The organism is Streptomyces sp. NPDC005374 (genome assembly GCF_042872225.1).
Classification (GTDB): domain Bacteria; phylum Actinomycetota; class Actinomycetes; order Streptomycetales; family Streptomycetaceae; genus Streptomyces.
The window spans coordinates 1,009,211-1,030,460 of record NZ_JBIAKA010000001.1 but is presented as its reverse complement, the minus strand read 5'-3'; the positions used below and the strand labels follow the sequence as shown (position 1 = coordinate 1,030,460).

18 protein-coding genes and 1 pseudogene are annotated in these 21,250 nt (G+C 69.8%); 10 read left to right on the top strand and 9 right to left on the bottom strand.

The genetic code is table 11. The features are described from left to right. Nucleotides 1–486 precede the first annotated feature (486 nt). Nucleotides 487–1,071: a rhomboid family intramembrane serine protease gene (locus ACFYRX_RS04815; RefSeq protein ID WP_389096618.1), complete on the bottom strand. Its 585-nt coding sequence runs from the start codon at nt 1,069–1,071 to the stop codon at nt 487–489. A 91-nt stretch (nt 1,072–1,162) separates the two neighbouring features. On the opposite strand from ACFYRX_RS04815, the gene ACFYRX_RS04810 reads away from it, so the two are divergent. From ACFYRX_RS04810 to ACFYRX_RS04785, 6 genes are all read left to right on the top strand, one after another. Beyond that, nucleotides 1,163–1,846 carry a UbiX family flavin prenyltransferase gene (locus ACFYRX_RS04810; protein ID WP_389096616.1) on the top strand — a complete coding sequence of 228 codons (684 nt, stop codon included), beginning with the start codon at nt 1,163–1,165 and terminating at the stop codon, nt 1,844–1,846. A gap of 88 nt (nt 1,847–1,934) precedes the next feature. Further along, nucleotides 1,935–2,390 (top strand): Lrp/AsnC family transcriptional regulator, encoded by a 456-nt coding sequence (locus ACFYRX_RS04805; RefSeq protein WP_362670801.1) that lies wholly within the window; start codon nt 1,935–1,937, stop codon nt 2,388–2,390. 58 nt (nt 2,391–2,448) lie between these two features. Beyond that, on the top strand, nt 2,449–3,612 hold the full coding sequence (gene mqnE / locus ACFYRX_RS04800; RefSeq protein WP_389096614.1) for an aminofutalosine synthase MqnE: 1,164 nt from the start codon (nt 2,449–2,451) through the stop codon (nt 3,610–3,612). Between the two features lie 349 nt (nt 3,613–3,961). Beyond that, nucleotides 3,962–4,486 (top strand): GNAT family N-acetyltransferase, encoded by a 525-nt coding sequence (locus tag ACFYRX_RS04795; RefSeq protein ID WP_389096612.1) that lies wholly within the window; start codon nt 3,962–3,964, stop codon nt 4,484–4,486. 75 nt (nt 4,487–4,561) lie between these two features. Continuing rightward, nucleotides 4,562–4,873: a DUF4229 domain-containing protein gene (locus ACFYRX_RS04790; RefSeq protein ID WP_389096610.1), complete on the top strand. Its 312-nt coding sequence runs from the start codon at nt 4,562–4,564 to the stop codon at nt 4,871–4,873. Between the two features lie 70 nt (nt 4,874–4,943). Next, on the top strand, nt 4,944–5,648 hold the full coding sequence (locus ACFYRX_RS04785) for a TetR/AcrR family transcriptional regulator (RefSeq protein ID WP_389096608.1): 705 nt from the start codon (nt 4,944–4,946) through the stop codon (nt 5,646–5,648). 62 nt (nt 5,649–5,710) lie between these two features. On the opposite strand, the gene ACFYRX_RS04780 is transcribed toward ACFYRX_RS04785, so the two are convergent. Together ACFYRX_RS04780 and ACFYRX_RS04775 are read right to left on the bottom strand one after the other, a co-directional pair. Further along, nucleotides 5,711–6,616, bottom strand: a complete 906-nt coding sequence (locus ACFYRX_RS04780) for a MaoC family dehydratase (protein ID WP_389096606.1) — start codon at nt 6,614–6,616, stop codon at nt 5,711–5,713. Nucleotides 6,617–6,702: 86 nt separating this feature from the next. Next, nucleotides 6,703–6,891: pseudogene (locus ACFYRX_RS04775) on the bottom strand (short chain dehydrogenase); the annotation flags it as partial. A gap of 320 nt (nt 6,892–7,211) precedes the next feature. Here ACFYRX_RS04775 and ACFYRX_RS04770 point away from each other — a divergent pair. Together ACFYRX_RS04770 and ACFYRX_RS04765 are read left to right on the top strand one after the other, a co-directional pair. Beyond that, nucleotides 7,212–9,176, top strand: a complete 1,965-nt coding sequence (locus ACFYRX_RS04770; RefSeq protein ID WP_389096604.1) for an AMP-dependent synthetase/ligase — start codon at nt 7,212–7,214, stop codon at nt 9,174–9,176. Nucleotides 9,177–9,428: 252 nt separating this feature from the next. Continuing rightward, the gene (locus ACFYRX_RS04765; protein WP_389096602.1) at nt 9,429–11,345 is read left to right on the top strand and encodes an AMP-dependent synthetase/ligase; all 1,917 of its coding nucleotides are present in this window, start codon (nt 9,429–9,431) and stop codon (nt 11,343–11,345) included. 4 nt (nt 11,346–11,349) lie between these two features. Here the strand turns inward: ACFYRX_RS04765 and ACFYRX_RS04760 are convergent, their stop codons facing one another. The 3 genes from ACFYRX_RS04760 to ACFYRX_RS04750 all read right to left on the bottom strand — a co-directional run bounded on the left by ACFYRX_RS04760 (nt 11,350) and on the right by ACFYRX_RS04750 (nt 15,863). Continuing rightward, on the bottom strand, nt 11,350–12,945 hold the full coding sequence (locus ACFYRX_RS04760) for a peptide-N4-asparagine amidase (RefSeq protein WP_389096600.1): 1,596 nt from the start codon (nt 12,943–12,945) through the stop codon (nt 11,350–11,352). A gap of 205 nt (nt 12,946–13,150) precedes the next feature. Continuing rightward, entirely contained in the window at nt 13,151–15,472 is a 2,322-nt protein-coding gene (locus ACFYRX_RS04755; protein ID WP_389096598.1) for a caspase family protein, read from the bottom strand. A gap of 1 nt (nt 15,473) precedes the next feature. Further along, nucleotides 15,474–15,863, bottom strand: coding sequence for a hypothetical protein (locus tag ACFYRX_RS04750; RefSeq protein ID WP_389096596.1), 390 nt, complete (start codon nt 15,861–15,863; stop codon nt 15,474–15,476). 185 nt (nt 15,864–16,048) lie between these two features. On the opposite strand from ACFYRX_RS04750, the gene ACFYRX_RS04745 reads away from it, so the two are divergent. Beyond that, the gene (locus tag ACFYRX_RS04745; RefSeq protein ID WP_389096595.1) at nt 16,049–17,422 is read left to right on the top strand and encodes an FG-GAP and VCBS repeat-containing protein; all 1,374 of its coding nucleotides are present in this window, start codon (nt 16,049–16,051) and stop codon (nt 17,420–17,422) included. Here ACFYRX_RS04745 and ACFYRX_RS04740 read toward each other — a convergent pair. After that, entirely contained in the window at nt 17,394–17,591 is a 198-nt protein-coding gene (locus tag ACFYRX_RS04740) for a DUF397 domain-containing protein (protein ID WP_389096593.1), read from the bottom strand. The genes ACFYRX_RS04745 and ACFYRX_RS04740 overlap by 29 nt on opposite strands. Further along, nucleotides 17,588–18,442, bottom strand: coding sequence for a helix-turn-helix domain-containing protein (locus ACFYRX_RS04735; RefSeq protein WP_389096592.1), 855 nt, complete (start codon nt 18,440–18,442; stop codon nt 17,588–17,590). Before ACFYRX_RS04735 ends, ACFYRX_RS04740 begins: the two co-directional genes overlap by 4 nt. A 117-nt stretch (nt 18,443–18,559) precedes the next feature. Between ACFYRX_RS04735 and ACFYRX_RS04730 the strand changes: the two genes are divergently transcribed. Beyond that, nucleotides 18,560–18,979 (top strand): ATP-binding protein, encoded by a 420-nt coding sequence (locus ACFYRX_RS04730; protein ID WP_389096590.1) that lies wholly within the window; start codon nt 18,560–18,562, stop codon nt 18,977–18,979. A 13-nt stretch (nt 18,980–18,992) separates the two neighbouring features. Here ACFYRX_RS04730 and ACFYRX_RS04725 read toward each other — a convergent pair whose 3' ends face one another. Continuing rightward, complete coding sequence (locus tag ACFYRX_RS04725; protein ID WP_389096588.1) at nt 18,993–21,248, bottom strand: caspase family protein; 2,256 nt, start codon at nt 21,246–21,248, stop codon at nt 18,993–18,995. Between the last annotated feature and the right edge of the window lie 2 nt (nt 21,249–21,250).

The following is a 21,250-nucleotide window of genomic DNA, read 5'->3' as shown; positions in this document are numbered from 1 at the left end:
TGGGTGGGTGGGGTTGGCCGGTGTTTGAGCCGGGAGTGCTGCTGCCCCTGGCGCTGGCGTAGGGGCGTTGCAGGGTGCGGGTGCGTTGTGGCTGGTCGCGCAGTTCCCCGCGCCCCTGGGTGGGTGGGGTTGGCCGGTGTTTGAGCGGGGGTGCTGCTGCTCTTGGCGTTGGCGTGGGGCCGTTGCAGGGCGCGGGTGGGTTGTGGCTGGTCGCGCAGTTCCCCGCGCCCCTGGGTGGGTGGGGTTGGCCGGTGTTTGAGCCGGGAGTGCTGCTGCCCCTGGCGCTGGCGTAGGGGCGTTGCAGGGTGCGGGTGCGTTGTGGCTGGTTGCGCAGTTCCCCGCGCCCCTGGGTGGGTGGGGTTGGCCGGTGTTTGAGCCGGGAGTGCTGCTGCCCCTGGCGCTGGCGTGGGGCCGTTGCAGGGTGCGGGTGGGTTGTGGCTGGTCGCGCAGTTCCCCGCGCCCCTGGGTGGGTGACGGGGGCGTGGGTCAGGGCTGGCGGTGTTTGAACACGAACGCTGCCGTTACTCCCGCTACCAGGCCCAGGAGGTGGCCCTGCCAGCTGATGCCGGTCTGGGTGGGGGCGAGGCCGACCAGGATCGATGTGCCCCAGATCGCGGCCATCAGGAGGCCGACCAAGACGCCGAGCGGCCTGCGCTCGACGAAGCCGGTCACGAGCAGGTAGCCGAACAGGCCGAAGATCAGGCCCGACGCGCCCGCCGTGTTGGTGTGGGCCGGGGCTATGAGCCAGACGCCCAGGCCGTCGGCCACGATGATCAGGGCGCAGACGGCGGCGAAGCGGCGCAGACCGCCCAGGGCCGCCAGGAAGCCCATGACCAGCAGCGGGACGCTGTTCGCGGCCACGTGGGCGAAGCCGAAGTGGATGAAGGCGGCCGGGACGACGTCGATCAGTTCTGACGGGGTGCGCGGGGTGATGCCGAGACTGTCGAGGGCGTGGCCGCTCGCCACGTCCACCACTTCCAGCAGCCACAACAGCGCGACCCAGCCCACCATCAGCTTGGCCGCGGCCTTCGCACGGTCACCGCGCGACCACTCGAGTTCCCTGCCCGTCATGGCACCCCCCACCACTCACTCGTCCCCTTACGGGAACGCCCGGACCCCCTTGGCCGGTTCCCGCCCTGCGACGCCGGATAGGCTCGGGGGTGTGAACCCAGTCAAGCCAGGAGAGACGCGGCGTACGCCTTGGATCGTAGGGGTGTCCGGCGCCTCCGGCACCCCGTATGCCGCGTCGGTGCTGCGCGCTCTCCTCGCCGCCGGCGAAAGCGTCGACCTGGTGGTCTCCCGTGCCTCGCGGCTCACCCTGCTCGACGAGACGGGGATCTCGTTCCGGGACGCGCACTGGAGCGAGGACCTGCGGGAATGGCTGGCCCGGGGGGCCGACGGCAAGCCCGCGGTCTTCGACGTCGACACCGACGCCGTGCGGTACTGGAACGCCGGGGACCTGGCCGCGGGGCCGTCCTCGGGGTCGTATCCGAGCAAGGGGATGCTGATCGTCCCCGCCTCCACCGCCTGCGTCGCCGGTGTCGCCCTCGGGCTCTCCAAGGACCTGCTCCAGCGGGCGGCGAGCGTCACCCTCAAGGAGCGCCGCAGGCTCGTCGTGGCGGTACGGGAGACGCCGTTGAACGGGCAGACGCTGCGGCACCTCGTGGCACTGGACGACGCCGGCGCGACCGTACTCCCCGCCTCGCCGGCCTTCTACGCGGGCGCCACCCACATCCAGGACCTGGTGGACTTCGTCGCGGGGCGGGTGCTGGACGCGGCGGGTGTCGGACACGACCTGTACCGGCGCTGGCAGGGCGAACTGGGCGGCGGCACGTCGGGTCGGTAAGGCAAGTGGCAGTACCCCTCAGCACCTCTCAGCACCTCTCAGCACCTCTCATCACTTCAGGAACTTTTCAGCGGAAGGCTTCGATCCCATGGACGCGGTGGACAGGCAGCTCATCCAGGCCCTGAGGGAGAACGGCCGGGCCTCCTACGCGGAGCTGGGGCGCCTCGTCGGTCTGTCGGGACCCAGCGTCACCGACCGCATCAACCGGCTGGAGGCGGCCGGGGTCATCACCGGGTACCGCGCCACCGTCGACGCCGCCTCGCTCGGCCTCGGCGTCACCGCGCTGATCGGCATCTCGCTCTCCGACGCGGCCGACCACGAGGACGTGGCGGCCCGGATGAGGGACCTCGGCGAGATCGAGGACTGCTGGTTCATCGCGGGCGACGACTCGTACATGCTCAAGGTGCGGGCGGACAACGTGGACGGCCTCGAGAAGATCATCCGGCGGCTGTCCGGGACCAAGGGCGTCTCCCGGACCCGTACCACGATCGTGCTCTCCACGAAGTGGGAGAACCGGGTCGGAGAGCTGCCCGAAGAGGCGTAGACGTACGGTGGTCGGAGTCGTCGGTGGTAGCAGGCGGTCGTCGGAGAAGGGTGTGGGCATGGACGTCGGGCTCAAGCGCGAGCTGGAGGACAAGGTACGGGCGGGCGTTCGCCTGACCCGCGAGGACGGCATCGCGCTGTACGAGTCGGACGACCTGGCCTGGCTCGGCGGTCTCGCGCACGAGGTGCGGACGCGGAAGAACGGCGACGTCGTCCACTTCAACGTGAACCGCCACCTCAACATGACCAATGTGTGCACGGCGTCCTGCGCCTACTGCTCCTTCCAGCGCAAGCCGGGGGAGAAGGACGCGTACACGATGCGCATCGAGGAGGCGGTGAAGCTCGCCAAGGCGATGGAGGGCGAGAACCTCACCGAGCTGCACATCGTCAACGGCCTGCACCCGAACCTGCCGTGGCGCTACTACCCGCGGTCGCTGCGCGAGCTGAAGGCAGCCCTCCCGGACGTCTCGCTGAAGGCGTTCACGGCTACGGAGATCCACCACTTCGAGACGATCTCCGGGATGTCGGCGTCCGAGATCCTCGACGAGCTGATCGACGCGGGTCTGGAGTCGCTGACCGGTGGTGGCGCCGAGATCTTCGACTGGGAGGTCCGTGAGCACATCGTGGACCACCGCACCCACTGGGAGGACTGGTCCCGGATCCACCGCCTCGCGCACGAGAAGGGTCTCAAGACCCCGAGCACCATGCTGTACGGCCACATCGAGGAGCCGCGGCACCGGGTCGACCACGTCCTGCGGCTGCGTGAACTCCAGGACGAGACCGGCGGCTTCCAGGTCTTCATCCCGCTGCGCTACCAGCACGACTTCGTTGACATGAAGGACGGCAAGGTGCGCAACCGCCTCCAGGCGCGCACCCAGATGGCGACGGGCGCGGAGGCCCTGAAGACCTTCGCGGTGTCGAGGCTGCTGTTCGACAACGTCCCCCACGTCAAGGTCTTCTGGGTCATGCACGGCGTCCAGACCGCGCAGCTGGCCCTCCAGCACGGTGCGGACGACATGGACGGCTCGGTCGTGGAGTACAAGATCACCCACGACGCCGACAACTACGGCACCCCGAACAAGCTGACCCGTGAGGATCTGCTGGATCTCATCCGGGATGCGGGATTCCGGCCGGTCGAGCGGAACACGCGGTACGAGATCATCCGCGAGTACGACGGCCCGGACGCGGGGCGCCGGGAGTCGCCGCAGCCGATGCGGGTCTGAGGTCGTTCGTCGGGTGCGGCGTGGTGGGGGGCTGGTTGCGCCCCGCGGCGGAGCCGCAGATCGATACGGCCCCGCGCCCCTGGTGGGTCTGGGGCTCTTGGTCGACAAGGCGCCGGCGCCCTCCGCAGCCGATGCGGGTCTGAGGTTGTTCGTCGGGTGCGGCGCGGTGGGGGCTGGTCGCGCCCCGCGGCGGAGCCGCAGATCGATGGGGCCCCGCGCCCCTGGTGGGTCTCGGGCTCTTGGTCGACGAGGCGCCGGCACCCTCCGCACCCGGGTCCGGTGCCGGGGTGACGTACGTGACGTCGGCGGCCACTTGAGGCGACTGAGGCGTAATGGCTAGCCTCGTCTCATGCCCCTTACCTTCACCCTCGATCCGGCCGTGGACCCCGCCCTCCGCGACGGGATCCTCGACCTGTGGGCGGACGTCTCCAACGCGGGCGGTGCCGTCGGGTTCGTGGCGCCGGTGGAGCGGGAGGCGATCCGGCCCGAGCTGGTGAAGCACTTCGCGGCGATGGCGGACGGCCGCGCACGGCTGCTGGTCGGCCACGACGAGGACGGGCAGGTCGCCGCGACCGCGTTCTTCACCTTCAACACCCACCGCCTGATGACCCACTGGGTGTGGCTGTACACGGTGATGGTCCACCCCCGCCACCAGGGCCGGGGCTACGGCCGCGACCTGCTGGCGGCGGCCGCCGACGCCGCCCGCACCTTCGAGGGCATCGAGGCCATACGGCTCACCTGCCGCGGAGGCCACGGCCTGGAGCGCTTCTACGGCTCCTGCGGTTACAAGGAGGTCGGCCGCGTGCCCGACGCGATCCGCGTCGCCCCGGGCGACGACCGCGACGACGTGATCATGCTGCTGCCGCTCACATGACCCCCTTCGAAGATCGGGTGCCCGGCGTGCTTCACTGGACGGTGCCCCTTTTTGGAACCGGAAGAGTGGATTGACATGCTCCGCTACACGCTGATGCGCCTCGGGATCTTGGTGGGCTGCCTCGTGGTCGTCTGGGGCCTCGTCTACTCCGGCATCGCTCCACGCGGCCTCGGCGCCTCCAACGGCATGTGGATCGTCCTGCTCTCGCTGCTGATCTCGGCCCCCATCAGCTTCGTGGTCCTGCGCAAGGAACGCGACCGCGCCTCCATCAAGGTCGTGCAGCGGGTCGACCGGATGAAGGCCAACCTGGAGGCGAACCGCAGCCAGGAGGACGAGGCGGCCGACGAGGCCACCCGTGCGCAGGGCCAGGCCCCGCAGGCCTCCTGACCGAACCGTCGGCGAACTCCCTTACCGGTCGTGCGTATACGCCTCCGGAGCCGGACCGTACGCTTTGGGCATGGGTGTCGTGAAGAGCAAGCGGATGCCGCGTGCCGTGCGGGAGCAGCAGATGCTGGACGCCGCTGTGGAGATCTTCGGGCAGCGTGGGTACATGGCCGCCTCGATGGACGAGATCGCCGAACTCGCCGGTGTGTCCAAGCCGTTGGTCTACCTGTACCTGAACTCCAAGGAAGACCTCTTCACCGCGTGCATCCGCCGGGAGGCGGCCACGCTCACCGAGGCCGTGCGGATGGGTGTGCGGACCGATCTGCCCGCCGACCGGCAACTCTGGGACGGGCTGCTGGCGTTCTTCACGCACACCGCGCAGAACCCGCACGGCTGGTCCGTGCTGCACCTCCAGGCCCGTATCCACGGTGAGGCGTTCGCCGCCGAGGTCACCGCGATGCGGGAGGAGATCGTCGCGTTCGTGACCGAGCTGATCGTGGTCGCCGCCCGCGAGGCGCACCGTGACCCCGACCTGCCGGAACGCGAGGTCGCCGGACTCGCCGAGGCCCTCGTCGGCGCCGCGGAGTCCCTCGCCGCCTGGGCCAACGCCACCCCCGGTGTCACCGCGAAGCAGTCCGCCGCGACCCTCATGAACTTCGCCTGGGCGGGCCTCGGGAACCTGATGCACGGCCGGCCGTGGACCCTCAAGGACACCGCCGCTCTCAAGGACACCACCGAACCCCACGACGGCCCGCCGACCGCATCCCTCACGACCTGAACGGGCGTAGGTCCCCGCCCGCGATCACTCGGCCGGGGCGGAGCCCCGCGTACAGCCCCGGATCACCGTGACCCGAACGCGTAGACCCCTCCGGTCACATGCACGCGGTCCTCGCCGCACAGCTCGAACCGTTCTCCGTCCGAGGCGTACGTCACCGTGCCCGGCAGCAGCACCGGGGCCCTGAACTCGGCCCGTATCAGCACCGCTTGAGGCGTGCCGTGTGCGGCCAGGCAGCGGGACGCCGTCCACATGCCGTGCGCGATGGCCCTGGGGAAGCCGAAGAGGCGGGCCGTGAGCGGGTACAGGTGGATCGGGTTGCGGTCGCCGGACGCGGCGGCGTAACGCCGGCCGATGTCCCCGGCCAGCCGCCACTCGGCGATCCCGGGCAAGGGGCCGTGCCTCTCGCGGCCCTGACTCGGCTCCCGTTCCTCGCCCCCGCCCCCGCTCCCGCCCTCCACCCGGTGCCGTGCCAGATACGTGCTCACCGACTCCCACACGACGTCCTCGCCGACCCGCAGTTCGGTGACCACGGCGGCCTCCGTACCGCGTCGGTGCGGGGCCAACCCGTCGACGTACACCGTGAGTTCGTACTCCCCGGTGGCCGCCAGCTCCCGGTACCGGGTGATCTCGACCGACGTGTGGACGAGCCCGAGCAACGGCAGGGGGAAATCCCGCCCGCTCATCAGCCGCATGGCCAGCGGAAAGCCCAGCACATGCGGATACGTCACCGGCAGCGCGTCCTCCCCGGTGGGGAACCCGCACACCCGCTCGTACGCGGCCAGCCGCGCGAGATCGACCCGCAGCCCGGGCAGTACCAGCCGGGTCCGGGGGAAGTCCGCGCCGGCGGCGGGCCGTTTGAAGGGGGACCGCAGGGCGCCCACGACGAGGAGGGGGGTGAGGGAGGGAGACCGGGCGAGAACGACCGGCGGGCCCTCGGGCCGTGAGCCGTCGTGGGCCGAACCGGACAAGCCCGCACCCTCGTCACGCGCGCTTTCGTCACGCGCGCCCCCGTCGCACGCGCCACCGGCCTGCATGTCGTCGGAGTGCATCCCCACTACGCCCCCAACAGACTCTGGCCGCACACCCGCACGACCTGCCCGTTCACCGCGCCGGACGCCGGGTGCGCCGGCCATGCCGTCGTCTCGGCCACGTCGGCCGGGAGCCCGCCCTGCGCAAGGGAGTTCATCCGGCGCCCCGCCTCACGAAGCCCCGGGCGGCGGGTGAGGAAACGGCCGGGCGCGGTGCCGGTGAAGCCCAGGTAGCGGTCGGCCATGTTCAACTCCCCGATCGAGCGCGCTGCTTACTCCAAAGTCAGGTTACCCGAGGTAATCCCTGCTTATCGAGAGGGTGCCGGGCGGGGCGGTCGGGCCGGGGGAAGATGAAAATTGTTCAGAATACCGTCCGGTAGGGCCCTGAGCGCAAGAAATCCGGCGAGGCTGCACATCTCCCCCGCGAAGCCATCGCCGAATCCTCACCCTGCCATCACGCGGGCGCAATACGATCTCCTGCCTGACCTGCGGAAACTCTTCGCGGGTCACCCTTGGTGAACCTCTGGAGTCGTCCGTGTCCACCTCGCATCCGTCGGCCTCCACGACGGTCCACTCCACGACGTACGACGGCACACCGGTGCTCGTGGAGCCCGAGATCCGGTACGTGGACGGGGTGGCGCGCGAGGTGTCCGTGCCGCCGTTCGTCCCGTGGTCGACGCACGGCTCGCTCGCCGAACTGCCCTTCGACAACGCGCGAACCGCCCCCGAGGACCGGATCCTCAGCCGCCGTACCGAGGACGGTCGCTGGACGGACGTGACCGCGGCCCGGTTCGCCGACGAGGTCCTGGCGGTGGCGAAGGGGCTGATCGCCGAGGGGATGGTCCCCGGTGACCGGCTCGCCGTGATGGCGCGGACGGTCTACGAGTGGACGGTCCTCGACTTCGCGGCCTGGGCCGCGGGCCTGGTCACCGTCCCGATCTACCCCACCTCCTCGGTCTTCCAGGCCCGTTGGATCCTCCAGAACTCCGGAGCGGTCGCCCTCGTCACGGAGACCGCCGAGCAGGCGTCGTCCCTCGGCCCGGAACTCAGCCAGTTGCCCGACCTGCGGCACATGTGGGTCATCGAGCGCGGTCATGTGGAGCGCCTGGCGGAGCGCGGCACGGACGTGGGGGACCAGGAAGTCGCCGTACGCCGGGGCATGTTGAGCCCCGACACGCTGGCCACCGTCGTCTACACCTCGGGCACCACCGGCCGCCCCAAGGGCTGCGCCCTCACGCATGGCAACTTCCTCGCCGAGGTCGACAACGCGATCGAACTCCTCTACCCCGTCTTCCGGTCGCGGACGAACGAGGAGGCGGCGATCCTGCACTTCCTGCCGATGTCGCACATCTTCGGCCGCATGGTCGCGGTCGCCTGCATCCGGGCCCGGGTCCGCCTCGGGCACGCGCCGAGCCTGAAGTCGGACGAACTCCTGCCCGACCTGGCGAGTTTCCGGCCGACCTGTCTGATCACCATCCCGTACATGCTGGAGAAGGTGTTCAACGTCGCCCGCGCGCGGGCCGAGACGGGCGGCCGGGTGACGGCCTTCGACCGCGCGGTGGGCGTGGCCCGCCGCTACGGCGAGGCGCTGGAGGCCCGGCACGCGGGTACCGGTTCAGGGCCGGGCGCCGCGCTGAAGGCGGCCCGCACCTTCTACGACCCGCTGGTCTACCGCCGTATCCGCAACGCCATGGGCGGCAGGGTCCGTTACATGATCTGCGGAGGCTCCCCGCTGGGGCGGCGGCTGTCGTCGTTCTACGCGGGCGCGGGCATAGAGATCTACGAGGGCTACGGCCTGACGGAGACGACCGGCGCGTCCACGGTCACGCCCCCGCTCAAGCCCCGTATGGGTTCCGTGGGCTGGCCCCTGCCCGGCACCCGGGTCCGGGTCGCGGCCGACGGTGAGATCCTGCTGGCCGGCGACCACGTCCTGCGCGGCTACTGGGACCCGTACGGCGACGGACTCGCCCCCGCGGCCGGGGACGGCTGGCTCGCCACCGGCGACCTCGGCCACCTGGACGACGACGGGTATCTGTACATCACCGGCCGCAAGAAGGAGATGCTGATCACGGCGGGTGGCAAGAGCGTCGCCCCGGCCCCGCTGGAGAACTGGCTGCGCGCCCACCCCCTGATCTCCCAGGTCCTGGTCGTCGGTGATGGCCGTCCGTACATCTCGGCGCTGATCACCCTCGACATGGAGGGCGTCGGCCACTGGCGCCGGATGCACGGCAAGCACCCGGTCCCGGCGCAACTCCTGCTGGACGACGAGGAGTTGCGCAGCGTCCTGCAACGGGCCGTGGACGAGGCGAACAAGCTGGTCTCCCGTCCCGAGTCGATCCGCCGCTTCACCGTCCTGCCCGTGGACCTCACGGAGGAGGCGGGCCATCTGACCCCGTCGATGAAGCTCAAGAGGGATGTGATCGCCGAGGAGTTCGGGCCCTGGATCGAGGAGATGTACGCCGGACCGGCCTTCGGCCCGCACCACCGCGCGAGGGGCTGACCGCGATGCCGGCCGTGACGCACGAAGAACGGCACAGGAGCTGACAGAAGTTCACCGCCGGGTCGATACTGCACAGGCCCGGCTCCGGAACATCCCGGAATCCGCACGTACCCCCCATGAGGGCACCCTAGGATCGCCGTGTTAACCGGCGGTAACCCCTAGGTCGTGCACCGCGCGTGAACGCCCAGGCACGCATCGCACGTACATCATGCAGTAAGTGCGGAATCCAGCTGCACGCCCCAGGAGTCGCTCATGTCCCTCTCCTACACGTCCGGTACCGATTACGACGGCGAACCGGTGCTTGTCGAGCCCGAGATCGTGCGGCTGGACGGAGAGGTCCGGGAGGTGTCCGTCCCGCTGCTCGCCCCGCCGGTGACCCACGGCTCCCTCGCCGACCTGCCCTTCGACAACGCGGAGACGGCACCGGACCAGCGTGTGATGAGCCGCCGCACCCAGGACGGCGACTGGATCGACCTGACGGCGGCGGAGTTCGCGCAGCAGGTGCTCGCGGTGGCGAAGGGCCTGATCTCCGAGGGGCTGATGCCGGGCGACCGTATCGCGATCATGGCGCGTACGACGTACGAGTGGACCCTCCTCGACTTCGCCGCCTGGGCCGCGGGCCTGGTCACCGTGCCCGTCTACCCCACGTCCTCCGTCTTCCAGACCCGCTTCATCCTCCAGGACTCCGGCGCGGTCGCCCTGATCACGGAGACCGCCGACCAGGCCACCGCCCTCGGCCCCGAGCTGAACCGGCTGCCCGACCTCCGCCACCTGTGGATCATGGAGAAGGGGCACGTGGAGCGGCTGGGCGAGCTCGGCCAGTCGGTCCCCGACCAGGAGATCGGCGTACGGCGCGGAATGCTCGGCCCGGCCACGGTCGCCACCATCGTCTACACCTCCGGCACCACCGGCCGCCCCAAGGGCTGCGTCCTGAGCCACGGCAACTTCCTCGCCGAGGTCGACAACGCGATCGAGCTCCTCTACCCCGTCTTCAAGGCGAAGTCGGACGAGAACCCCGCCACGCTCCTCTTCCTGCCGATGTCGCACGTCTTCGGCCGGATGGTCGCCGTCGCCTGCGTCCGCTCCGGTGTCCGCCTCGGGCACGCGCCGAGCCTCCAGGCGGAGGACCTGCTGGCGGACCTCGGCAGCTTCAAGCCGACCTTCCTCCTCGTCATCCCCTACATGCTGGAGAAGGTCTTCAACAACGCCCGCGCCAAGGCGGAGAGCGGTGGCAGAGTCGGCGCGTTCGACCGCGCGGTGAACGTCGCCGTCCGCTACGGCGAGGCCATGGAGACCCGCCACGCGGGCACCGGTTCCGGCCCGAACGCCGCCCTCAAGACGGCCCGCGCCTTCTACGACCAGCTGGTCTACCGCCGTATCCGCAACGCCATGGGCGGCCGTATCCGGCACATCATCTCCGGCGGCTCCCCCCTCGGCCGCCGGCTCGCCGCGTTCTACGCGGGCGCGGGCATGGAGATCTACGAGGGTTACGGCCTGACGGAGTCCACGGGAGCCGCGACGGTCACCCCGCCTCTCAAACCCCGCCTGGACACGGTCGGCTGGCCCATGCCCGGCACGAGGGTCCGGATAGCGGCGGACGGCGAGATCCTGCTGGCCGGCGGCCAGGTCTTCCGCGGCTACTGGGACCCCTACGGCGAGGGGGTGGCCCCCGCCTCGGCCGACGGCTGGTTCCCGACGGGTGACATCGGCCGGCTGGACGACGAGGGCTATCTGACGATCACCGGCCGCAAGAAGGAGATCCTGATCACGGCGGGCGGCAAGAACGTCGCCCCGGCCCCGCTGGAGAACTGGCTCCGCTCGCACCCCCTGATCTCCCAGTGCATGGTCCTCGGCGACCGCCGCCCCTACATCTCGGCGCTGCTCACCCTCGACATGGACGGTGTCAGCCACTGGCGCCAGATGAACGGCAAACACCCGGTCCCCGCCGAACTCCTCCTCGACGACGAGGAGTTGCGCCAGATCCTGCAACGGGCCGTGGACGAGGCGAACAAGCTGGTCTCGCGCCCCGAGTCCATCCGCCGCTTCACCATCCTCCCGACCGACCTCACCGAGACGGCCGGGCACCTGACCCCGTCGATGAAACTCCGCCGCGAGGCCGTGATGCGTGACTTCGCGGCGGAGATCGAGGGGCTGTACGTGAGGGAGTGACGCGTCAGCAGCGGCGTACGTCCTTCGTCAGCACGCCCTGCTCGGTCGCGAGCGTGTGGTCGTAGCAGGCGCCGGGCCCGGTCAGCCGGTACCGCTCACTGGTCGTCGCGACCGCGTGCCGGTCCTCGCGGGCCACGCCGAGGGTGAAGGTGGCGTCGCCACGGTAGGTGTCGTCGACCCGGGTGGCGCCCAACTGGGCGTGGTCACCGACGGACATGACGACCCGCAGTCGGTTGGCGCTGTCGATGGTGGCCTTGCCGTCCAGGGTGTAGTCGCGGTCGGTACGGGCCAAGTGCCCATTGGTGGCAACGACTTGGTGGTCGGTCCACTCGCCGGTCTGGTTGTCCGTGTTCTCGTCGGGAGTCCACTGGTGGTCGATCGCCGTGGTCAGGGTCCGCTCGACGGTCGTGGTCACGCGGCCGTGCGAGGTGTTGAGAAAGCCGGAGACCTTGAGCCGGTCCTTCCCGCTGGTCACCAGGTGCCGCAGCGAGCCGTCGGTGAAGGTGTTGCCGACGGCCGGATCGGTCTTCCTGTACGACGTGACGGCCCCCGTCACCACCGACTTGTGCGCGTCCTGCCACACCAGGACGTTGGTCGGCGCGCTCCACCCGGTCTGCCCGGCCGGCACCCCGACCACCGACACGTCCACGGTGTGCGCCTTGCCGTCGTTCAGCAGCCCCGCGAACGGGGTCAGGTCGAAGGTCAGCGGCCGTACGTCCAGGGCGGTCGGGGAGGGAATCACCGACCACAGATACGGCGACCAGCCACCCGTCCACACGTTGGGATACGGCGAGGCGATCCCGGCGACCTTCCCGTCGACGCTCACCTGCACCTCGCGGTACGGCCCGGAGTCCACCGCCTGGCAGGAGTACGACGCCTGCGGGGTCGTGGCCGAGTACCAGAACTCCTCGCAGCCGCCGCCCGACCCGGTGGCGTACACCTCGGCGAGGATGCGCTCCGAGTTGCGCGGGGTGGTGAGGGAGGCGCCGGTGGTGACGCTGTTGCCGGAGCTTAGGGGGATGACCTGGTCAGGGGCGTCCGTGGGGGGCCGGTGGCGCTCGGGCGCGTAGTAGGTGAGCGTCACCTTGACGTCGAGGATGCCCGTGTACGTGTCGTCGACAACGTTGCCAATGAGCATGTCGACGGACTGCGCGCTGCTCAGCGTCTTCTCGTACTCGGTGACGTCCTTCTCCACGGACCAGTTGATCCCGTCCTGCGAGGGCTCGGGCGTCGAGGTCCGGAAGACCTGCACCCCACCGATGTCGAGATACCCGAGCCGGTCGAACTGCCGCCCCTTCACGTTCCCGTCCATCCGCAGCACGACCTTCGACCACCGGCCGGGCGCCCCGCACCCGGTCGGCGGCGTGTACGTCCCCGTATAGGGCGTGAAGTCCTTGAACTTCGCCTCGGCGACGGTGACCTCGCAGGCCTTGGTGTGCGGGGTGCTGATCGGCGGGGCGGCGGTGACGGGGTCGTGGTAGTCGGTACCGAACTCGACGGGGACCGTGGTGGCGGACGCCGTGCCTGCCGCGAGGGCCAGCGAGGCGAGCGCCGCGGTGAGGAGAGCGGCGGTGCGCCGCAGAGTGGTCGGAGGTCTCATGCGGCGAAGTGAACACACAGGGTGGCGGCTTTGACCAGGGGGGATGGAAAGGTCTTTACCAATACCGGGGCCAGTGCAGACCGGGAAGAGCGGCGCCGCCCCGCCGGGGATTGGAGGGGTTGGGACATCCAGGGCCCTTGTAGGGCCTGGTGGCAGCCGTCGGAACTGGCCCAAAGACTCCAATCGTCGCCCTTGGCCTCAGCGGCTATGAGTGGAGGGAGACGTCACAGAGTCGTACCGTGCCCGTCTCGTCCGCCACGGCGAGGGTCCGGCCCTCCTCGCTGAACGCGATGCTCGTCACGGCGTCGGCCCCACCCGGCAGTTCGGCCGTGACTACGCCGGTAGCCATGTCCCACAACCACACGGAACGGTTGTAGCCGACCGTGCTCGCCGCGCGGGTGTTCTCCTCCGGGGCGAACACAAGCGGGCCTCCGGCTGCGCTGAGGGTCCTGAAGGCCTTGCCCGTGCTGATGGTCCACAGCTGTACGCCCCCGTCGTCCGTGTAGGCGAAGAACTTGCTGTCAGGGCTGAACACGCCGCCGTCGTGGCCCGCGAGAACGGCGATCACTTCGCCGTTCGCCCTGTTCCAAAGCCGGATCGGGGCTTTGCCACCCCAGGTGGCGATGACTTTGCCATCGGGGCTCAGGGCCATGTCGTAGACGATGTCGTCGCCACCGCCGAGGGTCTTGGTCACCTTCTTCGTGCTCACGTTCCACAGACGGACCGTGTGGTCCGTGCTGGCGGTGACGAGGACCCCGTCGGGGGTGAACGCCATGCTCTCGACGCCATTGGTGTGGCCGGTGAGGGTGGCGCGGAGTTTGCCGTCGGCGACGTCCCAGACCTGCACCGGCACGTCGAGGCCGGATTCTCTGGCGACGGTCGTGCTCGCCGTGGCGAGTGTCCTGCTGTCGGGGCTGAACGCCGTGAGGGAGCCGTCTCTGTCCGGGTGGACGCTGACGGTCCTGCCTGTGGCCACGTTCCGCAGGTGAACCTCGCCGCCGCCCTGGGTGGCAACGGTCTTCCCGTCCGGGCTGAACCCCAGGAGCCACTGCTTGCTGAGCATGGCGGCGGGCTGCGTCATGGCCCCCTGCCACAGCCGTACGCCCTGCTCGCCGCTCGTGGCCAGAGTCTTGCCGTCGGAGCTGAACGCGACCTGTGTACCGGCTCCACTGAGGGTCTTGTAGGGCGATATCTGCCGGATCCCCCCGTCACTGCTCGAATCGGAGTCGGAGCCCTTTCCGCCGTTGGCGAGGATCACCGAGATCACCGTGACCGCCACCGCCAAGACGGTGACACCGGCGAGGACGATCCTGGCACGGCGGCTGCGCGGAAGGGGGAGCGGCCTCGTGGGCGCCGATCTGGGAGGTGGCGCGGACTCTGCCCGTGATCGCAGCGGTTGTGCGGGCCGGGGCCTGTGCGCGGGTGCTCGGGTCGGGGCCGGGGGCGGGGGCGGTAGGGCCTGCGGTGGCGCCGTTCGGGTGGGCTGAGGCGGGGTCTGCGCCGGTGTTCGGGCCGCTTCCGTCGGCTCCTGTTCGTCCGCATCCGCATCCGCATCCGCATCCGCATCCGCGTCCGCGTCCGGCCGTACGGCAAGTGCCCGCAGCCGCTCGGCAGCCGCCCCCGACACCACCTTGCTGTCGTCGTCGGTGAGGCGGCGAAGCTCCTCCACGACGGTCGTGCGTACCCGGACGTTCCCGATGCGGTGCAGGTGGGCGAGCCCGTCGAGAGCGCCGAGCCGGTCGTGGGCGAGGGGACTGCCGATGGCGTTGCGCAGGTACGCGGGGAGCGTCCAGTTGATGTTGCTGGCGATGACGGTGCGGCCCTCGACGTTGTCCTGCTTCTTGGGCCGCTGATGCGGCATTTCCTCGACGACCCGGTCATGGACGTAGCTGTAGAGCTCGTCGAGGGTGATGTCCCCGTCGCCGTCGAGATCGGCGCCGCCGTCGCGCAGGCCCTCCACCAGGTAGCGGGTGAACACTGACTGCGCCGCGTGGCCGTGGGCCTGGTTGCCCTCGAAGGAGTACTGCGTCGCGTCCGACGCGGTCAGTACGGTGCGGCCGCGGCCCTGGAAGCGCTCCAGTGCCTGGACCGAGGTGTCCCCCTTTGTGCCGCGGGCCCCGAACGCCCCGCTGTAGCAGCAGTCGAGGATCAGCACCTTCTGCCGGGAGACGCAGCCCTCGATCGCGCGGTCGATCTGTTCGGCTGACAGCGCGGTGAACAGCAGGCTGTCGCGCCGGGAGTTGGACATCGCCAGATACAGCCGGCCCTCCTCGTCCTTGAGGCCGTGGCCCGTGAAGTAGAGGAGGGCGAGATCGTCGCCGCGGCGGCCGCGGTAGAAGTCGCCGATGGCCTCGCCGACGACGTGGTGCGGCTGGTTGACGAGTGTGGTCACCTCGAACCCGGCGATGTCGGGGTCCCGGAGCACCTCGGCGAGCGCCTCCGCGTCATGGGCCGGAGAGGTCAGCTGCCGAAGCCCGGGGTCCTGGTACTCGTAGGTCGCGATCAGAAGAGCGATACGGCGTCCCATGTCAACCGCCCGTGTGCCGACGGATGTACGCCTCGATCAGGGCCTGGCGCTCGGCGTCCGTCGCGCGTTCCAGTTCGATCGAGTCGTCGCCGATGGTCACCTTCACCCGGTGCCGTGCGGAGCTCCTGCCCAGCCAGTCCCGCACGGTGTCGATGAGCGCGGTGAACACACCGCCGGACGCGCCGAACGCCACGACGATCGCGCCGACGGTGACCGCGTCGGCGCCCTTCGCGCCGGGCGGGACGGGGGAGTCGGCCTTGAACCGCACCGACTCGACGTCCAGAGCGGCGACTTCGGCCCGCAGCCGCCGGGCCACCCGCTCGCCTGCCTCCGGATCGAGTTCCGGGTCGGGCACAACGACCAGCTGCACATCCACCGAACCGTCGGCCATGTGTCCCCCGATGGCGATTGGTCCCCAAACCTGTGGAGCACAGTGTGGCGCCAATCGGCCACGGTCGGTGGCGAACCAGCGCCACAGATCCTCGAAGGGGAAACGCCTTGCCTCCCTTTGGTACAACCATTACCCACCGCGGCGGGTCTGCTCCCCGTCAGACCCATGATCACCGCAGGAGACGCATGTTCACGCGCACCAACCTCCGCCTGGCGCTCGCCACGGCCACCGCCGTGTCCCTGACCGGCGGGCTGCTCGTCCTGTCCGTGGGCGCCGCGAGTGCGGCCACCCCGGCGAAGTACGCCGACGACTTCAACGGGGACGGCTACCGCGACTACGCCGTCGCCGGCCTCGGCGGTGACTTCACCGTGACGTACGGGACGGCCACCGGCACCGGTACCACCACGAAGACGTTCACGCAGTCCAGTGCGGGCATCCCGGGAACCGCCGGTGAAGCGGGCGGCTACGGCGACGCGTTCGGCGAGGACATCGCCGCCGCCGACCTCAACCGCGACGGATACGCCGACCTCGCCGTCGCCGACTTCACCGAGAAGGTGAGCGGCAAGGTGAGCTCCGGCGCGGTCACCATCCTGTGGGGCAGGAAGACCGGCCTCACCGGTACCGACGCCACCCGTCTCAAGGTCACCGCCCACTCCGACCAGGGCTTCGGAAAGCAGATAGAGACCGGCGACTTCAACGGCGACGGCAAGGCCGACCTGGCCATCGCAGACGGCTGGGACTCCGTCTACGTCTACCGCGGCGGCTTCGCCAAGTCCGGCACGACGGGCAAGGTCACCAAGCACACGCTCGACGCGACCTTCGAGAACACCGGCCTGGTCGCCGGCAAGGTCACCAAGGACAAGGCGACCGATCTCTACGTCCTGGGCCAGGGCTACCACAGCGACAAGATGACCCAGGACGCGTGGTACCTGCGGGGTGGCTCCACGATCAAGCCCGGCAAGGTCACCGTCGTCAACAGCTCGACCCCCGACTACAGCCCCACCGGTGTCGTCGCCGACTTCGACAAGGACGGCTACGGCGACCTCGCGGTCAGCGACACCCGGTACAACAACAAGGCGGGCTCGGTCGTCGTCTGGCGCGGCGGCAGCACCGGCCCGACGACGAAGTACCGGCTCACCCAGTCCACTGCGGGCGTGGCCACGGCCGCCGCGGCACGCGAGTACTTCGGCTCCGCCCTCTCCGCCGGGGACACCAACGGCGACGGTTACCAGGACCTGGCGGTCGGCGTGCCCTACGAGAAGGTCGGCTCGGTCAAGGACGCGGGCGGCATCCACGTCCTGCGCGGCGGAAAGTCCGGCCTGACCGGCAAGAACTCCCAGTGGTTCTCACGTGCGACGGCGGGCGTCCCCGGGAACCCCGAACAGTACGAGAACTTCGGCTCCCTCGTCCGCCTGCGCGACATCGACCGCGACGGCGACAAGGACCTGCTGGTGACCAGCAACTACTACGGCCCGAGCGTGCTGCTTCCCGGCACGGGTTCCGCCATCACGGCGACCGGCGCCCGGGAGCTCAACGTGGTGGCCGCCTTCCCCCAGTAGGGGAGACGAAGGCCGACCAGGCCGCGGGGGAGAGGGCGAGGTGAGGGCCGGTGGGGTACTTGGAGTCACGGAGGTGGATGGTGCCGGGAGTGACGGCGACTTCCAGGCATTCGCCGCCCTCGCCGCTGCTGTAGCTGGACTTGAACCAAGTGAGCTGCTCGACGGTCATAGCTCCTCCAGCTTCTGCTCGATCAACTTCCTGGACTCCGAGGGGGAGAGTGCCACCGCTCGCATGATCCCATAGCGATCAGCGATCTTCCGGACCTCCTCGGGGTCGGTGATCAACCGGGGGTAGCCCTGGGTCTCCGTGTACGCCACCTGCCCGTGCCCCTTGGGGACCAGAAGGTTGAACGCACTGTCCAGGTTGGGATGTTCCTCCACCTGGGTCGGCATCACCTGAATCTCGACGTTCTGCATGCGTCCCACACTCAGCAGGCGCCGAAGCTGGTTCATGTGCACGCTCCGCCCGCCGATGGGCCGGTCCAGTACGACCTCTTCGAGGACGTAGCTCACAATCGGCGAAGGCCAACGCTCAAGGACCTGCTGCCTGGAGAGCCGGTCCGCGACCCGCTTCTCGATGGTCTCCTCGCTGAGGAACGGCCGCCGTTTCGCGAATACGACCTGTGCGTGCTCCTCGGTCTGCAACAACCCCGGCACCCCGTTGTTGGCGTAGAAGTGCAGCTCGACCGCCTCCGCCTCCAACCCGGCGTAACTCCGATACCACTCCGGATGCCGCGTCCGTGTCTTCGCCATCGCCGCCTCGACCTCGGGGAGGACCTCCTTCAACAGGCCTCCGGCGTCGAGCAGTTCATCTGCCTTCAGCAGGACCTCCGGCCGGAGTGTCCGTACGCCCCGCTCCATGGAGGAGACCGCGTCGGGGCCGTATCCCACCAGTTCCCCGAACTCCTTCTGCGTGAGCCCTTTTCGCTCGCGCAGGAACTTGACCATCTTGCCCAGCGCGACGAACAACTCCGCCGTGCCGTCCGCCTCCGCAGACGTCTCCGGCCTCCGCTCACCCATGCGCCCCGCCCCTCCCACGCGACAACCCGTACACCGAACCCACCGCACCCGTACAGCTACTCAGCGTCGCCGAGTCGTACCTGGTCAGGGTAGGGACAACCCAGCACGCTCAGTGACGTGAACGCCGAAATCTCCACCCCCACCGACGAACTGACCCAGCGTCTGAGCGCGACGCCCCGAGGCGCCCGCCTGGCCCGCAGACTCGCGGCCACCCAGCTCGCCGAATGGGGCCACCCCCACGACAGCGAGGTGAGCGACACCGTCCAGCACCTGGTCGCGGAGCTCGCCGCCAACGCCGTAACCCATGGCCGCGTACCCGGAAGGGACTTCGAGCTGCGTCTCCGCCTGCTCCCGGAGAACACGCTGCGTATCGAGGTGAGCGACCCGAGGGGGGACCGGCAACTCCGGTTCGCGGCGCAGGAGGCGGACGGCGAACACGGCCGGGGACTGATCCTCGTCACCCTCCTCGCCGACACCTGGGGCGTCACGGAGCGGGACGTCGGCAAGACGGTGTGGGCCGAGATCGGGCTCGGGTGAGGTTGCCGCTCCCTCAGGCAATCTTCCACAGAGCCACGGTCCCGCCCTCGTCGGCCGTCCCGAGCGTCCGGCCGTCCGGGCTGTACGTGATGCTCGTCAGCTTGCGGGACCCGCCGGGCAACGTGATGGTGTGCACGCCGGTGGTCACGTCCCGCACCAGTACGGCCGGGTCGTTGGAGCCGGACGTGCTCGTGGCGATCGTCCTCCCGTCCGGACTGAACCGCAACGGCTGACCGGCGCCGCTGAAGGACGTCTGGTCGGAGGTACGCGTGGGATCCACACTCCGCACTCGCACCACGCCGTTGTCCACATGAGCGAAGAGCGTGCTGTCGGGGCTGAACACCACGCCGTCCGGCGCGCCGACATCGAGGGTCCGCTCGCCGGTCGCCCTGTTCCACAGCTGGGTCGAGGCGGTGCCGCCCCAGGTGGCGATCGTCGTACCGTCGGGGCTCAGGACCATGTTGTAGACGGAGTCGTTCGCGCCACCGCCGAGTGTGCGCGTCGTCTTGCCGGTGCTCAGGTTCCACAGCCGTACCGTGTGGTCGGTGCTCGCGGTGACGAGGACCTTGCCGTCGGGAGTGAAGTCCAGGGAGCCGACGCCGTTGGTGTGGCCGGTGAGGGTGGTGCGGAGCTTGCCGGTCGTGGTGTTCCACAGGCGTACCGGAGTGTCCAGACTGTCCTTGGCGACGGTGGTCGGGGCGGTGGCGAGCGTCTTGCCGTCCGGACTGAACGCCGCGACGACAGTCGCCGCGCCGGTGTGAAGGGTGACCGTGTCGCCCGTGTTCAGGTCGCGCACCTCGACACCGGCGCTGAACTCGGCGGCCAGGAGCCGTCCGTCGGGACTGAGACCTCTGAACTCCTGATTGGACAGCGTCAGCGACGGCTCGGTCATGGCTCCCCGCCACACCCGCACAGTCTGCTCGCCGCCCGTGACCAGGGTCTTGCCGTCGGGACTGAACTTCATGTGGGTGCCGGCCTGGCTGAGGGTCTTGTAGGGCCTGATCGGCCTGGCGCTGGCCGATTTGCTGTTGTTCCCCTTCGTGCCGTCACCACCCTTTCCGTCCAGGACTCCCGTGAGGAACAGGCCCGCCAGCGTCCCCAGGATCATCGCGACACAGAGGGTCAGGATCTGCACGCGGCGGCTGACGGGGACGAGACGGAGCCGTGGCTCGGTCACCGGGGCGGGTCCGGGAGGAATCGGCGGAGGCGGCACGGCCGGCTTCTCCGGTACCGACGGCTTCGCCGGTGCCGACGGCTTCTCCTGTGGGGGCGGGTTCTCCCGTGCGGGCGGTTTCTCAGGCGCCGGCGCGGGCCCCGCGGGTCTCGGCAGTACCGCCGCCAGTCGTTGTGCGGCCGTCGCCGACACCTGTCGGCTGTCGTCGTCGGCGAGCCGTCGCAGCTCCTCCAGCACGGTTTCCCGCACGTGCTCGTTGCCGATCCGGTGCAGATGGCCGAGCCCCTCGACCGCACCCAGCCGGTCTTTGGCGAGCGGACTCTCGATCGCGTTGCGCAGATAGCCGGGGAGCGTCCAGTTGACGTTCCGGGCGATGACCGTGCGGCCCTCGACGTTGTCCTGTTTCTTCGGCCGCTGCTGCGGCATCTCGTCGACAACCCTGTCGTGGACATAGCTGTAGAGCTCGTCGAGGGTGATGTCGCCGTCGCCGTCGAGGTCCGCGCTGCCGTCCCGCAGGCCCTCGACCAGATAGCGGGTGAACACCGACTGCACGGCCCGGCCGTGTGCCCGGTCGCCCTCGAAGGAGTAGGAGGTCGCGTCCGACGCGGTGAGCACCGTACGACCGCGGCCCTGGAAGCGCTCCAGTGCGTGGACGGAGGTGTCCGCCTTGGAGATCCGGCCGGCCGGGAACGCCCCGCTGTAGCAGCAGTCGAGGATCAGCACCTTCTGGCGTGAGACGCAGTCCTCCATGACCCGGTCGATCTGTTCGGCGCCGAGCGCGGTGAACAGCAGGCTGTCGCGGCGGGTGTTGGTCATCGCCAGATACAGCCGGCCCTCGTCGTCCTTGAGGCCGTGGCCGGTGAAGTACAGCAAGGTGAGGTCGTCACTGTGCAGGTTCCGGTAGAAGTCGCCGATGGCCTCGCCGACGGCGTGGTGCGGCCGGTTGACGAGCGTGGTCACCTCGAACCCGGCGATGTCGGGATCCCGCAGCACCGCGGCGAGCGCCTCGGCGTCATGGGCCGGGCCGGTCAGCTGCCGCAGTTCGGTGTCCTGGTAGTCGTATGTGGCGACCAGCAGTGCCAGTCGGCGTCCCATGA

Coding starts and splice junctions, on each gene's coding strand:
- ACFYRX_RS04735 (WP_389096592.1), bottom strand. CDS start 18,442: ATGGGTGAGCGGAGGCCGGAGACGTCTGCGGAGGCGGACGGCACGGCG.
- ACFYRX_RS04745 (WP_389096595.1), top strand. CDS start 16,049: ATGTTCACGCGCACCAACCTCCGCCTGGCGCTCGCCACGGCCACCGCC.
- ACFYRX_RS04815 (WP_389096618.1), bottom strand. CDS start 1,071: ATGACGGGCAGGGAACTCGAGTGGTCGCGCGGTGACCGTGCGAAGGCC.
- ACFYRX_RS04760 (WP_389096600.1), bottom strand. CDS start 12,945: ATGAGACCTCCGACCACTCTGCGGCGCACCGCCGCTCTCCTCACCGCG.
- ACFYRX_RS04750 (WP_389096596.1), bottom strand. CDS start 15,863: ATGGCCGACGGTTCGGTGGATGTGCAGCTGGTCGTTGTGCCCGACCCG.
- ACFYRX_RS04725 (WP_389096588.1), bottom strand. CDS start 21,248: ATGGGACGCCGACTGGCACTGCTGGTCGCCACATACGACTACCAGGAC.
- mqnE (WP_389096614.1), top strand. CDS start 2,449: ATGGACGTCGGGCTCAAGCGCGAGCTGGAGGACAAGGTACGGGCGGGC.
- ACFYRX_RS04755 (WP_389096598.1), bottom strand. CDS start 15,472: ATGGGACGCCGTATCGCTCTTCTGATCGCGACCTACGAGTACCAGGAC.
- ACFYRX_RS04790 (WP_389096610.1), top strand. CDS start 4,562: ATGCTCCGCTACACGCTGATGCGCCTCGGGATCTTGGTGGGCTGCCTC.
- ACFYRX_RS04740 (WP_389096593.1), bottom strand. CDS start 17,591: ATGACCGTCGAGCAGCTCACTTGGTTCAAGTCCAGCTACAGCAGCGGC.
- ACFYRX_RS04795 (WP_389096612.1), top strand. CDS start 3,962: ATGCCCCTTACCTTCACCCTCGATCCGGCCGTGGACCCCGCCCTCCGC.
- ACFYRX_RS04765 (WP_389096602.1), top strand. CDS start 9,429: ATGTCCCTCTCCTACACGTCCGGTACCGATTACGACGGCGAACCGGTG.
- ACFYRX_RS04785 (WP_389096608.1), top strand. CDS start 4,944: ATGGGTGTCGTGAAGAGCAAGCGGATGCCGCGTGCCGTGCGGGAGCAG.
- ACFYRX_RS04805 (WP_362670801.1), top strand. CDS start 1,935: ATGGACGCGGTGGACAGGCAGCTCATCCAGGCCCTGAGGGAGAACGGC.